Source organism: Paraburkholderia sp. (assembly GCF_049581445.1).
GTDB lineage: Bacteria > Pseudomonadota > Gammaproteobacteria > Burkholderiales > Burkholderiaceae > Paraburkholderia.
On record NZ_JBAURZ010000187.1, the window covers coordinates 1 to 14,176 of the forward strand.

Genomic DNA, 14,176 nt, shown 5'->3' on the forward strand with positions numbered 1-14,176 from the left:
CGCCGCGCACTACGCCGCGGACGGCGCAGTGGTGGCGATCGGGATCGTGCCGCGCCACCCGGAGCCGGGCTACGGATACGTGCGAGTGGGCACACCGCTCGGCGAACATGGCGGCTACGTGATCGACCGCTTTGTCGAAAAGCCGCATCGCGAGTTGGCCGAGCAATATGTCGCCTCAGGCGAGTACTGGTGGAATAGCGGCATCTTCGTCGTGCGTGCCTCGGTGTGGCTATCGGCGATCGAGACACTGCATCCGGCGATCTACGCGGCTTGCGAAGGCGCGCATCGGAATGGCGCATCTGATGATGTGTTCGTCCATCTGGAAGCAAAAGAATTTCAGAACTGCCCGGACGAATCGATCGACTACGGTGTGATGGAACGGCTTGGCGAATGCGGCAATCTGTGCGGCGTCGTGGTACCGATGGACGCTTCATGGTCCGATGTCGGTTCGTGGGATGCCGTCTGGGAGATGCTGCCCAAGGACGCGCTGGGCAACGTTGGACGCGGGCGCGTCATGTTTGAAGGCTCGACCAATACATTCGCGCATTCGCAAGGACGCCTCATTGCATGCGTTGGTCTCGACAACGTGGTGGTGGTGGAAACGGCGGACGCGGTCCTCGTCGCGGACAAGCAGAACGCCCAGCAGATCAAGACTATCGTGTCCCGCATTCGCGCAGAACATGGCTCTGAAGCAGACCACCATCGCAAGGTCCATCGGCCGTGGGGCTATTATGATTCGATCGATTCCGGCGACCGCTTCCAGGTGAAGCGCATTGTGGTGAAGCCGGGCGAGACGCTGTCTTTGCAGATGCATCATCACCGCGCCGAACATTGGATCGTGGTGCGCGGCACCGCTCAGGTGACCTGCGGCGAGAACGTATTTCTGCTGACCGAAAACCAGTCGACCTATATTCCGCTCGGCACTGTCCACCGGCTGCGCAATCCCGGCAAAACACCGCTCGAAATTATCGAGGTGCAGTCGGGCGCCTATCTCGGCGAAGACGACATCGTCCGTTTCGAGGACAACTACGGGCGCATGCCTTCCTGATAGCAGGACCCGCGTGTTCAACGGTGACCCGTTGAAATACGGTTAAATGACGGCGAAGCTCAGCGGCCGGATGTTCCCAGCAAAATTAGTGGACCGTTCGGCCGCTTGGCTTTGCCGTGGTTGGCGCGCGCGCAGGAATCCATCGGACGCATCGAGCCCGAAGACGCAACCGGCGTGATCTTTACTTCAGGGAAGGTGCTGACGTGGCGCGAGCGAAGGGGACGTGACTACCAGGCGCGTAGACCGCGCGGCTCGCATGCAAGACTAGTGCTTGGATGACCAGGAACCACCACCCACCACCGCAAGGCGCCGCTCTTCCTGATGCTCCATATTCGCATCGGCCTGCTCAGTGACGACCTGTTCTTCCTGGGGCCGGCGTTCGCCATGGTTCGCCATCAGCCGGTACAGCGTTGCCCGCGAGATACCGAGTTCACGCGCAGCAGGCTGAGAGCGGCCACGGTGGCGACGCAATGCTGCCTCAATCGCTTCGCGCTCCGCAGCTTCACGCACCTGGGTCAGCGTGTTACCCGACTCTCGCGCCATGTAGTCCAGTTCCAGGTCGGCCGGCGTGATGATGCGCCCTTCTGCCATCACGACAGCGCGCCGCACCCGGTTGATCAGTTCGCGCACATTGCCGGGCCACGTGTAGTCGGACATCGCTTGCAGCGCTTCGTCGGAGAAACCTCTTATGTGATGCAAGGCATCGCTGCGATACTTGTCCAGCATGTGATAAGCGAGGACTGCAATATCGCCATCGCGCTCGCGCAGCGGTGGTTCGTCGATACGCAACACACAAAGACGGTGATAGAGATCCTGGCGAAACGCCTGCTCCGATACCGCGTTTTCGAGCCGCACGTTAGTGGCCGAGATGATCCGCACATCCACGTCAATCAATTCAGAGCCACCGAGACGCTGAATCTTTTTCTCCTGCAAAAACCGCAGCAGGATGGTCTGGCTTTCGAGCGGCAGATCGCCAATCTCATCGAGGAACAAGGTGCCGCCATTCGCAGCCTCGATGCGCCCGATCTTGCGCTGGTATGCGCCGGTGAACGCACCGCGCTCGTAGCCGAACAGATCGGATTGCACCAGATGATAAGGAAGTGCGCCACAATTGATGGCGACGAACGGTCCGTTGCGTCGAACCGAGCGCTTGTGGATCGCCACCGCGGTCAGTTCCTTGCCCGTGCCAGATTCGCCAGATATCAGCACCGGCGCCTCGCTGTTCGCGACCTTGCTGATCGAGCGGAACAGCTCATTCATCGACGTGCAGGAACCCACGATTTCATCGCGCGCCGCGGGAACATCGGGCACGCCGTTTAGCGTCACCATACCGTGCTCATGACCGATCACCTCAACTGTTCTGTCGAGGTCGTGCGGAACCGTCACATAGCGCGAGAAATGCCTGCGCAGCAGCGAACGCGGCACATCGTTTTGCAGTTGCGCGGAGAGCAGAATACCGACCCAGCCAATCCCTCGTGCTCCAAAGCACGTTGAAAAGCCGGCGAGATCATTGGCGGAGAAGCCGCATGCGAAGTCGAACACCCCCACCGTGGGGTGGCTCGACCCGAGATACGTCCTCGCCTCGCGGGCAGTCTTCAGGACCGTAACGTCCCAACCTCGCTGCCCGAGCATGTCGCACAAACCACGTTCTGGTGAGCGCGACACATAAGCCAGTGTGCGATAAGGTTTAATGTTCAAATCTGCGCCTTTGCCTGTTATTGGTCATCCCCCGAGAAATTCCAGTCTTTATTAGCGCACCGTGCAATGGGTGGAATCCGTCGTTAATACCGACACGTTCTAACCATTACACGTAAATCTAACTGGATATACAAGCTCGAGATAACAAATCAGGTAAATTCGGCCGGACGAATCCTTCGCATAGAGAAGGAAATACATCGCCCAGATGGATTATCCACCCTTAAAATTCAAATAGATAGAGCTCCGCGAGCGGACAATGTTGTGTGGTAAACCGCACAGACCACTTGTGGACAGCACGCGAAAAAGGCCATCCGACAGTCACTAAAATTCTACCGATAAAGGCTAGCTTTCGAAATTTACTGGCAATTTTACCCAGTTTAATATTTCATTCATACGACTGCGAAATCCGTAACGACGATGAAAAAAAAGCACCTGATCAGTGCGCCGGCGGCGCGATTAATCCATTACTGTGCAATTCCGTGTGCCATGTGCCCTGCTGCTGCTCATGACATCACCCTATATAGTGCAGGGGAGCGAATGCCGCTTATGCAGCGACTGTCATGCCAGGTATCGCGCGATGGGTTGCCACGAGAATGAGCCGGCTCGCCACGGTGCGTTCGCGCAGGGTGATGCTGTTTGCAGTGTGTAGCGCTGCGGTGATGCTGGGCGCCATCGGCAAGTCGATGATCGACGGACTGTCCACACCCAACATCAATCTCGATACGGTCATGGTCAGCGATACTCCATCGCCTGCCCTTCCTGCTGCATCCGCGGCGAGTCAGCCAGCGCTCGTGCCGCCATCTGCAACGTCTGTCACGTCTGCTGCTCCCGCCGCTTCTGCGATCAGGTCCGTACCCAGCGCCGCCATCATAAGTCACCCGTCTACTAACGAACGTTCGCTTCCAGACACGCGACGCACCCAGCCTTGCTCCTTGCATTCGCGTGGCGGAGCTTGTGCACGTTACGCCGCGAAGCGTTCAACGCATCCTGCACACACCGTGCACACGTCCCATTCGACGCACACCTCACCTTCCAGGTATCAGCCTGCGGTTCACGCTCAGACCTTTCATGCACCTACAGCATCTGCGAGCCAAACGGAACCGGCCACTTGGACTCCTGCGCATGGCGGCCACGAAGGCCACGGCAAGACCGAAAAATCCTTGAAGTCTGCCCGTGAAAACGATCACCATTGACGGTCCCGCCTGCGCATCCCGGCTTATACATCTGGACACACATCGGATCACTAGTCAGCACAACTTTGCGATCGCCCTTAGGTCATAAAGGTACCAACATACGGCGTCCCCGGTGATGTCGGGAAACACTTGATTACACTTGATACACCGCACACGAGGAGCAAAGATAGGATGATTGTGCGACTGCTGGTTTATCTCACGAACTTCGGCGATCCCTTTCTCACCGTGCCGCTCGCGGGCGCTGTCGTGGTCTGGCTGACCACAACACGCTCATGGCGTGCCCTCGTTACCTGGATTGCCTGCTTCAGCGCAAGCGCGGGTCTTGTCGCCGCGAGTCACTTCGCGTATGCGGCATGGGGCCTGGAAATACCGGCGCTCAATTTCACCGCCGTCAGCGGTCACACCATGCTGGCGAGCGCGGTCTACCCGACGACGTTCGCGTTGTGCGCAAGCCAGGCACGCACGCGCACGGCAATGCTCGCCTATCTGTTCGGCCTTGTCTTTGCACTGGCGATTGGCTGGTCGCGTCTACTAATGGGCGTTCATTCGCCCGCAGAAGTGGTGAGCGGCTGGTTGCTCGGTACACTCGTCGCCGGGCTCACCTGCATCACGGCGCTCGCATTGCGAACCCGCTCAGGTGTGATTTCGATTGGCAGGGGTGCGCGCCACGACTCCACGCCGTTCGCGGCGCTGGCGTTGGCGCTGATCGTGGTCTGTCACGGCAAGATCTTGCCGGTAACAGCCTGGATCGACGTGAATGCGCCCAGGCTGACGCAGCAATGGAGCAAGGTGCCACTGGACGATAACCGCTAACTCCGCGAGTTGATACGGCCATCGAGTTTGTAATGGGTGAGCCCTGAACAGAGGCTCACCAGAACCCCACATCACGCAGAATTTCTAGCCCCGGGCATACGGGCCGATATGCCCGTATCGCGCTCAACAACACTATCCTTGCTCGCGCCGACGGCGGCATGGGCCGCGAGCGAAGCGGCAACGATGCCGGCCGGCGTCGATACAGGAGATCGTGCGTCGGCGGTCGGCCCGGCAAGGAACGCTTCATGGAGAAACTCCTGACACATCGTCACGACCTGCTCCCGCGCGACACGATCCAGCACTTCGTGATCCATACTCGGGAAGATCAGCGTGCGCGCGCGTGAGAGGCGCTTCAGGCGACGGCCGTTGACGCCAAAGTGCATGTAGAGTTCGTCCAGGCTGTGGTCCCGCGGACTGAACAGCAAGCGCATGTGTACGCCATCTGCATCGAGCCGCTTGAACAGTTTGCGTACCTGATAGCTTTGCGTGTCCCCCGCGCACAGCGCATCGTCGGTCCATGACGCCACCACCCCCTGTGCCTGCGCCACGCCGTGGTGCCACATCGTCTGCAGGACGGGGGCGAGACGAACCTCGCCGCGAATCACCTGTGCCCATTTGTTTGCACGCATCATCGAGCGCAGATGCGCGCGCGGCGAGCCAGTCTGCAGTTCGGACGCGCCCTGCATGGTGCAACCCTGCGGCAAGCCGAGGCTCACGGGATTGACCAGCACGACGCCGCGCACCGCCCGGTTAAGCCGGGCGGCCACCAGTCCAGCGTAGGCGCCTGCGCAGATGCCGAATACCACGATGTTGCGAAAGCCGCGCGCAGCCAGCCAATCCACCGCGAGCGAAAGATCGGCGCCCGTTTCGTCCATCACGGTATGCCCCGGCACACAAGAGCGGGGGCTGCCGGCGCTGTCACCCAGTCCGGCTGCGTCGACCCGCAGCGATGCGTAGCCCTGCTCCGCAAGCTGTCTGCCCAGTTCGACGGCGAAACGTCCATCGCCGACGTGATGTGTGGCCGCCGTATTGGCGATCAGCACCACGGGGGTCTGTTCAGCTGAAGTGCGCCGCACGGCTGGTTCGCAGAGCATGCCAAAGAGGCGACCCTGTGCAACCTGCAGCGGATACTCAATCGAGCTCGGTGTCACGATCGCCGGATTGGGCTCGACCGTTGACTCCGGCACATGGGCCAGCGACGCGGCACCTTCCGATACCCAATCCGTCGCCGCATTCAATAACGCTTCGGGAAGCACGGTCATCCACGGCGGCTGCATCACCTGCGCGTAATTCTCGAACGCAACAGAAGCGACCTCGATGCCGTTTGCTTCGAAATGGGCAGCGAGTGCATAGCTAGGGTCGCGCGGACCGCTGTGGCCCAGCAAAGCGCGCTTTACTACCGGTGCGGGTTCTTTACGCAAGTCAAGATTACCGAGTGCCTCGATAGCGTCGGCGTTAAAGCGATGGCCAACAATATCGCGCGCACCCGGGGGCGTGATCGCATCGCCCTCTCCAAAGCCTGCGGTGTGGCGCCAGGCCTGATGCAACACGCTCATTTCGCGCAAGAACAGACGCATCGACACGGCCGGCGCCAGCAGCGCAAGCGACTCAATTTCCGTGCGTTGGGCCGCAAGCGCCGCGACCGTTGCGCCAAAACGAAATCCCGCGAGAGAGACGCGCTCCACACCAGTCGCGCTTTTCATGTATTGGACTGCTTCGAGAACCTGGTCGACCCATGCGTCGGGGCGCAACGCGCCTTCGAGATCCGTCGAGTCTCCTGTGCCGAGATAGTCAAAGCGCAGCACCGGCAGGCCGCGTGCCGAGATACGTTCCGCCAGTTCGCGCATCGCCGGATGCAACCACATAGCCTCGTGTCCCAGAGGGTTGCAAATCACGACGCCCCGGTCACCAGCGGCCGGATGCAACCAGCCGAAATGCCCACTGAAAACGACAGGTTTCATTGTTCTACGTCCTATTATCGGTTAGCGTTTCAGGTCAGATCTACGTCTTCCCTGTAGCCAAGTGGCAGCGTTCCTGCAGCACTGCCGCAGCCAGTAAGCGCTATCCGTAGACAAAGTTAAGTGCGATCTCACACACACGACCTGGCGCCTAATCCGGCCTATTCGGTAACGGCGGCGCGGCAAGAGCGTTATGCGCTTTTAAGCCGGCTTGGCGGCCGCGAAGTGCGCAGGGTCGAGCATCCCAGTGCGGACCCGGCATGCTGGGAAACGGCGCTCCGCGCCAGGCATTCTTCAGTTAAATAGGTGTAAACGGGGAGCACGAACGGTCTGAGCACGCCGGCAAGATCGCCGCTTGCGCCTCAACGCAGAAAGCACGGTCGTAAGTGTCGACGAATCGGGGACGGTCCAAAAACGCGACCCTCTTAATCAAGAGGGCATCTGGAGTCCGAATCAATTATCGGCTGACAGTGGAGATAAAGTCAGCCGACCGGCTGCCAACGGTCACAGCGCGCTGGACAGCAAAAACCTTCTATGTCGTTACTGCAACCGTGCAAGCGCGGCGCATCTGTTAGCGTCAACGATGCTATTTGGACTTTCTGACAGCGACGGAACCACAAAAGTCCGGCAGCGGAACAATGCTTTCGGGCTTATCGGCGAAGAAACTGTCGATCGCCTGCTCCGCGCCGTCCCAATACAAACTGTTGTAGTCGTGCATGACAATGAAGCCACCGGGCTTAACGCGGGGATAGAAGTATCGTAGGCCCGCCATCATCGGTTCACCCAGATCGCAGTCGATATGGACGAGCGCAAACGAGGCATCGTCCGGAATGTGGGACGCAGTCTCCGGGAAGTATCCCTTGATGAAGACCGTTTGCTCGTCGCCGACCTTTGCACGAACGGCTTCCAGGCTCGTATCGGCGAACGCCCCTTTCAGCTGGGTCTCGTTCTCGGCGAGATCCCTCCCGTCGAAACCCTCGAAGGTATCGAGCAGATACGTGGTGCGATCAAGCCGCCGAGCGATCGAGGCAAGAAACTGCGCGGAGTTACCCTTGAATACGCCCAGTTCGGCGAAATCGCCCGGCACCTTATCTTTGACGATCTGGTCAACAATCAGGCAAAACGCAAAAAAGCGCGTCTGATCGTTATTTGCGAATTTCTGTATGTCGGTTTCGAGGTCGAGAATCCCCCCACGCGCCAGATATTTTTCGATGTTTTCGGTGTATTTTTGGGGCGCCCTGTTACCTAGTGCATTGACCCACAAGTCTCTCGCCGCCTCACGCTCTGCCATTGACATACTCCTTCCGTCTGAGATTACAACATGGAAGAAAACATCGTGTAAAAATGCGAAATACATAGTAGCAGTTCCGCGCGGCGGCGGTTCCGCGCCACGCCTGTCACTCTGCTGCCAACATGCTTCACTTATACTATTGCCTCACGATCAGCGGAGCAACACATGTCAATTGCGGAAACGATGAAGCGGCTTCTTCATCGCGAGCCTGAGCAGTCTGAGAAGACCCTAAGCTGGCGCGAACTGCGGGGTTTCTCTCATCCTGAGCGATACAGTAAGAACTATTTAAAGTATCAAATGCTCGGTGGCGCCGTAAGCCCTGAGGAAGACGCCGAGAAATTTTCGCGCGGCCTCGTTTCGCACAGTAACGACATGGCGCGGTTCTATTCGTTCTGCCTGATCGCTGACCAGATTTCCAAAGACAAAGTCGCCGGAGACTTTGCGGAACTTGGCGTGTGGCAAGGCAACACTGCCGAATTACTGGCTTCTTTCGCACGTCGCTTCGACCGCACGCTCTATCTGCTGGACACATTTGAAGGACTGCCCGAAGTCGATCTGGGTCGAGACGAAAAGCACCTTGCGGGCGCCTTTACTGATACCAGCGTTGAAGCAGTTCGGGCACGCGTCGGAGACGACCGCGTCGAATTCATCAAAGGGTATTTTCCGGAAACGGCTTCGCAGCTCCCGAGCGATGCACGCTTTGCGGTCGTGCATATCGACTGCGATCTCTATGCACCGATGCTCAGCTCCCTTGAGTATTTCTATCCGCGCATGTCACCCGGCGGGTTTATTCTCATGCACGACTACTCAAGCCTCTGTTGGGACGGGGCGGAAAAAGCAGTAGATGAGTTCTTCGCCGACAAGCCCGAGGCAATCATGCCGCTGCCTGACCTGGCCGGCACGGCAGTCATGCGGAAAAATCGCCGATGACTGCAACGGGGCATTAATCGGCTCCTGGTACCACATGCCCAGGCGAGAACCGCTTGGGCTGTTCGCAACCCGCCTTAACCCGGCTGTGAAAACCGCATCAAGGGCTTGCCGAGAATTCTGTCGAGTTCGCGAGGATGCTTTTCCTGATACTTCCCGTAGTACAGCGAACTACCGGCGAGACTCAGGTGGTGATAATCGTTATGGCGATAGATCGGCAACCCGTCGAATTCCAGCAGAGCCGCGATGCCCGTCAAACATCGCATAGGAAAACGAAACGACGGCCAATCTCGAGAGTTCGACCATCGCCCATGCCTTCGACTTTCTGTGCAACCAGAACAGCAGCAGTGGGAGAACAATTTAGAACTGCTCTTCGACGGAGAGCGACCATGTGTGCAGCAATGGCTGATCGATTGCCTTGGTATCGAAGTAGCCCGTCTGTTTGGACAAGAAAATATTGGATGTCATCGTCGACACCGCGAGGATGTCCTTGGCGAGATGAAACGTGTCCTCGGGAAAACAGAACAGCAGGCTGAAAACGAAGGTGGCGACGGGCATCGCGTAGAGCGCGAGCGTCAACCGCCTGGCCCGCCGCGCGTAAAACGCTCTGAACGAAAACGCGTTTCGGCTGATGTCGCCAATAATCGAATTGGTCGCACGGGATTCGGATTTTTGGATGCAGATCGCTTTTCTGGATTGCCCGGACAGAAAAATGGGGTGAAACGCTTCACCCCCGGCCGGCATTGTAGCGGGATTGCCAGTATGAAAATCGCTATTGCGCGCCCATTGCGGCCGGTATCAAAGTCGAGATAAGGGTGGGGCGAGGCCGGTAGAGACGGCTACATCGCGGGTTAAATGCAGTCGAACACGACTTCGATAACCTGATCGGTGGCGCCCCATACCCCTTCGGTGTGGACCGCGACAAGGTGAAACCGCGACTTCTGCTTGTTGCAGTAAGCGGCGGCATGCTTCAGTCCAACGTTTTTTACATGATTCCAGGAGGTCAGGCTACAGCGTGCGCGGCTCGTCAGGACCAGATGACCGTCCTGGCGCGAATCCACGGTGGACACAGTCGTGCAGGCGGACATGAGGCTCACGCTGACCAGCAGGACGCTTCGCTTCGTGGCACCTGGGCGGACCAACGCGCGCAGCATGAATAGTGCACGGCCCGGAAACAGGTAGTTATCAAAGGAGTTATGCATAAGCGCTGACTGGGTCTACGGCGGTTGTCGCCACGTGATTGTATCGGCACGAATGGCCACGTTGTGTGTCGGTTCAAAAATACCGGACAGGTAGAGTACCGCAGTTTACCTGTGACAATCCTTAACCCACCCGTCGAGTCCAAGTGACGGGAGAAAGAGACCAACGTTAAACTACGGCTGATCCGGGTGCTGGACGCGGGCCACGCGGGACATCGCGAGCGTGCTGCGCCACAGCATTCACCATCAGCTATCCAGAACCCAGCCAGAAGGCTCTCATCTACGCTATGCGCTGCTGCTACTTACACATTGGAACTCACAAAACAGGCACTTCGACGATCCAGCACGCGCTAGCGCTTCAGTCCGACCGGGTGGCAGAGGCAGGATTCGTCTTTCCTCGCACGGGCCGACTGGTGCAGAACTCTGGCCAGCACGGCCTGGCTCAGCAGACGAACTCGCCTGAGCAAAGCGCACGCGTTGAGTCCTTGCTCGTTGAAATTTCTGGCGTACCGCAGCATGTGATCCTCTCCAGCGAAGAGTTTTCTCACATGCTGTGGGTCAACCCCAGTGGCTTTCAGCATCTGATCGACCGGCTCCTGAGCGTTGTGGAGCGGGTCGTCGTGGTGCTGTATCTGCGCCGCCAGTCCGATTACATCGAAAGCAACTACCCGGAGCGCCTGAAAAGCCGCTTCTGCCTCGATTTTTCGAGCTACGTGCGTACACGCATGCAGCATGATCTGGCCGAGTTCACGCTGAACTACGCGCAACTGACCTCGAAACTCGATGACATTCGCGGTATCGAGTTGAACGTGCGTTCCTACGATGCACTCGACAGAACAAGCGTCGTCGGTGACTTCCTTCGTGTGATCGGCTGGCCCGTCGGCATTCCTCTGGCGGAAGCACGCGTCAATACCGCGCTGGCGCTCGTCGAATCGCTGAAGAACTTCTGTCGCGCCCAGCAGCAACGGGAACTCAGCGAGCCGGAAGAACGTGTCATCGAACTGATCGCTGCCGGTTTGCCGGCACGCCCTCACATGGACAGTGGCACGCGACGCGCCATCGTGCAGCACTTCGATGAGTCAAACCGGATGGTCGCTGCCCGATTCAATCTCCCTGCTCTGATGGAAGAAGCCCCGCCCGAACGGCGCTTTGGCGAATGGCTCGGGCTGGGCAGCGTACCGCCGCCTGATCACGAGGCAATGCCTGCTGCGACGCTCGACCATCTGTTTTCCCGCGACTTCGTCACTATGATCGGTTCACTGGCAGAGCGATTCGGCGCGATGGATGGGGCGCTTGCTGAGGCGCAGAGGCTTGCGATCGAACGTTTCGCCGAGACGGCAACGTTGCGCACGCAACTGGATCGCACTGAAACTGCGCTGGCCGATGCGCAGAGGCTCGCGACCGACCGGTTCGCCGAGGCGCAAGCGTTAGGCGCGCAGCTGGATCGGACTCAAGCTGCGCTGGGCGATACACAGACGTTGGCCCAGCAACGTTTCTCGGACCTCGAAGCCCTGCGCACGCGGCCGGCCAGCGCAGATGCTGGACCGGCGACCCAGCAAGCTTCGACGGGGGGACTTAGGGCGTGGCTGCGCTCGCGTCTTTGACGCAGGCGTGCCGGGATTTACCCCACTGCGACTGGCGAGCCGGGAAACGGAAGCGTCCCGGGCGCTCTCTCACGCCACTGATTGGCCGAAGACGGCTCTTCGCGAGCCGTGGCAGCTGAGCCATCCTCGTTGAGCCGGAACACGGCGACTGCCTCGCGCAACACCGACGCCTGCTCTTCCAGTGACTTCGCCGCCGCGGCCGCTTCTTCGACCAGTGCCGCGTTGTGCTGCGTCACTTCATCAATCTGCGTGATCGCCTTGTTCACCTGTGCGATCCCTTCGCTTTGTTCGAGCGCAGCCGCTTCGATTTCGCCCATGATGCCAGTGACGCGTTGCACCGACTGCATCGCTTCGCTCATCGTCTTGCCAGCCTCAGCAACCAGCAATGCACCCTGCTGCACCTTCGCGGCGGACTCGCCGATCAACTCCTTGATCTCCTTGGCTGCCGTGCCCGAACGTTGAGCGAGGCTGCGCACTTCCGAGGCGACCACTGCAAAGCCCCGTCCCTGCTCGCCCGCGCGAGCCGCTTCCACTGCGGCGTTGAGCGCCAGAATGTTAGTCTGAAACGCGATGCCTTCGATCATCCCAATGATCTCCGCCACCTTGCGCGATGAGGTCGTGATCCCGTCCATCGTTTCCGTCACACGGCTCACGACACTGCCGCCGCGCGTCACCGTCTCCAGCGCGCCGTGGGCGAGCCGGTTGGCCTGCTGCGCGTTGTCGGCGTTTTGCTTCACCGTTGCGGAAAGCTCTTCCATGCTGGCCGCGGTCTCCTCGAGCGCAGCGGCCTGTTGTTCCGTGCGGCGAGACAGGTCAGCGTTACCCGATGCGATTTCGTTAGCCCCTTGCGTGATCGCACCCGTGCTGCCGCGCACCTTCGATACCGTATCCACCAACCCGTCGCGCATCTGGACCAAAGCGCCCAGCAACTGGCCCATTTCATTGCGCGAACGCACCTTGACCCCGACCGTCAGGTCACCGGCCGCGATGCGCTGAAAATGGCGAATCGTCTGATTCACCGGCTTGATCACCGCCGCCGACAAACCAAGCCGCGCCATGAAGCCAATCACGATTGCACCGACTCCGATCCCGCCGAACACCATCGTCGCGATACGAAACCGCATCTTCGCTGTTTCCGCCTGACGCTGCTGATTATCGGTTTGCAACTGCTCCAGCGAATCGATCGCTTTTGCATAGCTGGCGTAGAAGTTGTTCGCGGTTTCGCCCTGGATGTTGCGGAAGGTGTTGAAGTCGTTATCGGTGAGTGCCTTGAATTCCGGCTCGATCGCTTCGTCGACCAACGCGGAGCGTGCCTTTTGTACGGCCTGTGCGAGCCGCTGCTCGTCGTCGCTGCTGAAAGGGCCGCTGACGTAGTCCTGGAAGTCGCTGTTCGATTCGAGCAGCACCTTGTGCGCGGCAGGCAGCAGATCGTCCGTCTGCTTGCCTACGCTGAACAGCGTCTCATAGCTGCCAAGCGCGAGGCGCGCCTGCAGCAGCTTCGCGGAACTCGCGTTCAGATGCGACAGCGCCGCCGAATTGTGCTGCACGTTTTGCAAACCATCGCTCGCCAGTTTGAGCGCGCCATAGCCGACCCCGATAACAGTCAGCAGAAACGCGACGAACACGCTGATGAGCAGCGTCAAGCCGCCGCGAATGGTGATGTTCTTTAGCACTATTGTTCCCCTCTCCCATAACGTCCTGGTCGTGCGACAGACGATCCAGACCTCCCCGTTCGCACTTCGCCGCCTCTGAGTTATCGGCGCGTCACGACGGGGCTGGATAGGGGAAATCCATGACAGGCAGTACTTTCCGGGGAATTGCAGGCCACTATATGGGACCTGGAGGCGAAAAAGCGCTACGAGGAGACGCCTGGAGATGCTTGCCGGGTATTTCAGACGAGGGCGTGCTCTGCCGCGTGGCGCCGATACATGTGCATAAGCGTCTGCGTTATCGCTGCAAGACCTTCCACGACATGGAAAAAGTCGCGCTTCCTTCGGTCACATAACCGGTGGACCTGCAGATATCCGACAAACGGTCGCAGAGGATGGTCAGGGTCTGTTTGTCACTAAATGCGATATTGACCGGCGGGTTCACAGCGTTGGGCGCCGCTGCCGGCACGTTATATACAAACCGATAGGTTTGCTGCGGTGTGTTCGTATGATCGCCGAGGACGACCAGCTTGCCAGTATCCGCAGGCGCGGGATCGAAAAGCAATTCGGCGGTGTCCGCCATTTGCGTCACCCCCGTCATTACCACCGGCTTCGAATAGCCACCGGCGAAAACGCTCCCTGCAACCGAAAGCGCAATGACAGCAAAGACCAATTTCCCAACCATAAGTCCAACTCGACCCAATAGTACAAAATAAGAGTATGCAGGATTGGCGCGCCGATCGCAGCCGCGCTGTCAACCATCCGCGCCTGCATACCCATACATGCTCAAGGCTCG

The 14,176-nt window shown here is 59.1% G+C and carries 13 protein-coding genes; 4 read left to right on the plus strand and 9 right to left on the minus strand.

Annotated elements, in window-relative coordinates; genetic code table 11:
* A partial coding sequence (locus WCA85_RS16570) for a mannose-1-phosphate guanylyltransferase/mannose-6-phosphate isomerase (RefSeq protein ID WP_424065653.1) occupies positions 1–1,048 on the plus strand: 1,048 nt, incomplete at its 5' end.
* A 264-nt stretch (positions 1,049–1,312) separates the two neighbouring features.
* On the opposite strand, the gene WCA85_RS16575 is transcribed toward WCA85_RS16570, so the two are convergent.
* Together WCA85_RS16575 and WCA85_RS16580 are read right to left on the minus strand one after the other, a co-directional pair.
* Positions 1,313–2,746 (minus strand): sigma 54-interacting transcriptional regulator, encoded by a 1,434-nt coding sequence (locus tag WCA85_RS16575; RefSeq protein ID WP_424065654.1) that lies wholly within the window; start codon positions 2,744–2,746, stop codon positions 1,313–1,315.
* Positions 2,747–3,290: 544 nt separating this feature from the next.
* The gene (locus WCA85_RS16580; protein ID WP_424065656.1) at positions 3,291–3,476 is read right to left on the minus strand and encodes a hypothetical protein; all 186 of its coding nucleotides are present in this window, start codon (positions 3,474–3,476) and stop codon (positions 3,291–3,293) included.
* A 634-nt stretch (positions 3,477–4,110) separates the two neighbouring features.
* Here WCA85_RS16580 and WCA85_RS16585 point away from each other — a divergent pair.
* The gene (locus WCA85_RS16585) at positions 4,111–4,752 is read left to right on the plus strand and encodes a phosphatase PAP2 family protein (protein WP_424065658.1); all 642 of its coding nucleotides are present in this window, start codon (positions 4,111–4,113) and stop codon (positions 4,750–4,752) included.
* Between the two features lie 71 nt (positions 4,753–4,823).
* Here the strand turns inward: WCA85_RS16585 and WCA85_RS16590 are convergent, their stop codons facing one another.
* Entirely contained in the window at positions 4,824–6,713 is a 1,890-nt protein-coding gene (locus tag WCA85_RS16590; RefSeq protein WP_424065660.1) for a CocE/NonD family hydrolase, read from the minus strand.
* A 583-nt stretch (positions 6,714–7,296) separates the two neighbouring features.
* The gene (locus WCA85_RS16595; protein ID WP_424065661.1) at positions 7,297–8,067 is read right to left on the minus strand and encodes a TylF/MycF/NovP-related O-methyltransferase; all 771 of its coding nucleotides are present in this window, start codon (positions 8,065–8,067) and stop codon (positions 7,297–7,299) included.
* 99 nt (positions 8,068–8,166) lie between these two features.
* Between WCA85_RS16595 and WCA85_RS16600 the strand changes: the two genes are divergently transcribed.
* Entirely contained in the window at positions 8,167–8,931 is a 765-nt protein-coding gene (locus tag WCA85_RS16600) for a TylF/MycF/NovP-related O-methyltransferase (RefSeq protein WP_424065663.1), read from the plus strand.
* A 74-nt stretch (positions 8,932–9,005) separates the two neighbouring features.
* Here WCA85_RS16600 and WCA85_RS16605 read toward each other — a convergent pair whose 3' ends face one another.
* The 3 genes from WCA85_RS16605 to WCA85_RS16615 all read right to left on the minus strand — a co-directional run bounded on the left by WCA85_RS16605 (position 9,006) and on the right by WCA85_RS16615 (position 10,130).
* Positions 9,006–9,194 (minus strand): hypothetical protein, encoded by a 189-nt coding sequence (locus WCA85_RS16605; protein WP_424065665.1) that lies wholly within the window; start codon positions 9,192–9,194, stop codon positions 9,006–9,008.
* A 94-nt stretch (positions 9,195–9,288) separates the two neighbouring features.
* Positions 9,289–9,507, minus strand: a complete 219-nt coding sequence (locus tag WCA85_RS16610) for a hypothetical protein (RefSeq protein WP_424065667.1) — start codon at positions 9,505–9,507, stop codon at positions 9,289–9,291.
* Positions 9,508–9,779: 272 nt separating this feature from the next.
* Positions 9,780–10,130, minus strand: a complete 351-nt coding sequence (locus WCA85_RS16615) for a hypothetical protein (RefSeq protein WP_424065669.1) — start codon at positions 10,128–10,130, stop codon at positions 9,780–9,782.
* A gap of 410 nt (positions 10,131–10,540) precedes the next feature.
* Here WCA85_RS16615 and WCA85_RS16620 point away from each other — a divergent pair, with 410 nt between their 5' ends.
* Complete coding sequence (locus WCA85_RS16620; RefSeq protein ID WP_424065671.1) at positions 10,541–11,731, plus strand: hypothetical protein; 1,191 nt, start codon at positions 10,541–10,543, stop codon at positions 11,729–11,731.
* Between the two features lie 17 nt (positions 11,732–11,748).
* Here the strand turns inward: WCA85_RS16620 and WCA85_RS16625 are convergent, their stop codons facing one another.
* Together WCA85_RS16625 and WCA85_RS16630 are read right to left on the minus strand one after the other, a co-directional pair.
* Complete coding sequence (locus WCA85_RS16625; RefSeq protein ID WP_424065672.1) at positions 11,749–13,404, minus strand: methyl-accepting chemotaxis protein; 1,656 nt, start codon at positions 13,402–13,404, stop codon at positions 11,749–11,751.
* Positions 13,405–13,678: 274 nt separating this feature from the next.
* Positions 13,679–14,053 carry a hypothetical protein gene (locus WCA85_RS16630; protein ID WP_424065674.1) on the minus strand — a complete coding sequence of 125 codons (375 nt, stop codon included), beginning with the start codon at positions 14,051–14,053 and terminating at the stop codon, positions 13,679–13,681.
* Positions 14,054–14,176: the final 123 nt, after the last annotated feature.

What these genes read in the sequence shown, in the direction of transcription:
- WCA85_RS16595 (WP_424065661.1), bottom strand. Translation starts at nt 8,067, where the DNA reads ATGTATTTCGCATTTTTACACGATGTTTTCTTCCATGTTGTAATCTCA.
- WCA85_RS16590 (WP_424065660.1), bottom strand. Translation starts at nt 6,713, where the DNA reads ATGAAACCTGTCGTTTTCAGTGGGCATTTCGGCTGGTTGCATCCGGCC.
- WCA85_RS16585 (WP_424065658.1), top strand. Translation starts at nt 4,111, where the DNA reads ATGATTGTGCGACTGCTGGTTTATCTCACGAACTTCGGCGATCCCTTT.
- WCA85_RS16580 (WP_424065656.1), bottom strand. Translation starts at nt 3,476, where the DNA reads ATGACCGTATCGAGATTGATGTTGGGTGTGGACAGTCCGTCGATCATC.
- WCA85_RS16615 (WP_424065669.1), bottom strand. Translation starts at nt 10,130, where the DNA reads ATGCATAACTCCTTTGATAACTACCTGTTTCCGGGCCGTGCACTATTC.
- WCA85_RS16605 (WP_424065665.1), bottom strand. Translation starts at nt 9,194, where the DNA reads ATGCGATGTTTGACGGGCATCGCGGCTCTGCTGGAATTCGACGGGTTG.
- WCA85_RS16600 (WP_424065663.1), top strand. Translation starts at nt 8,167, where the DNA reads ATGTCAATTGCGGAAACGATGAAGCGGCTTCTTCATCGCGAGCCTGAG.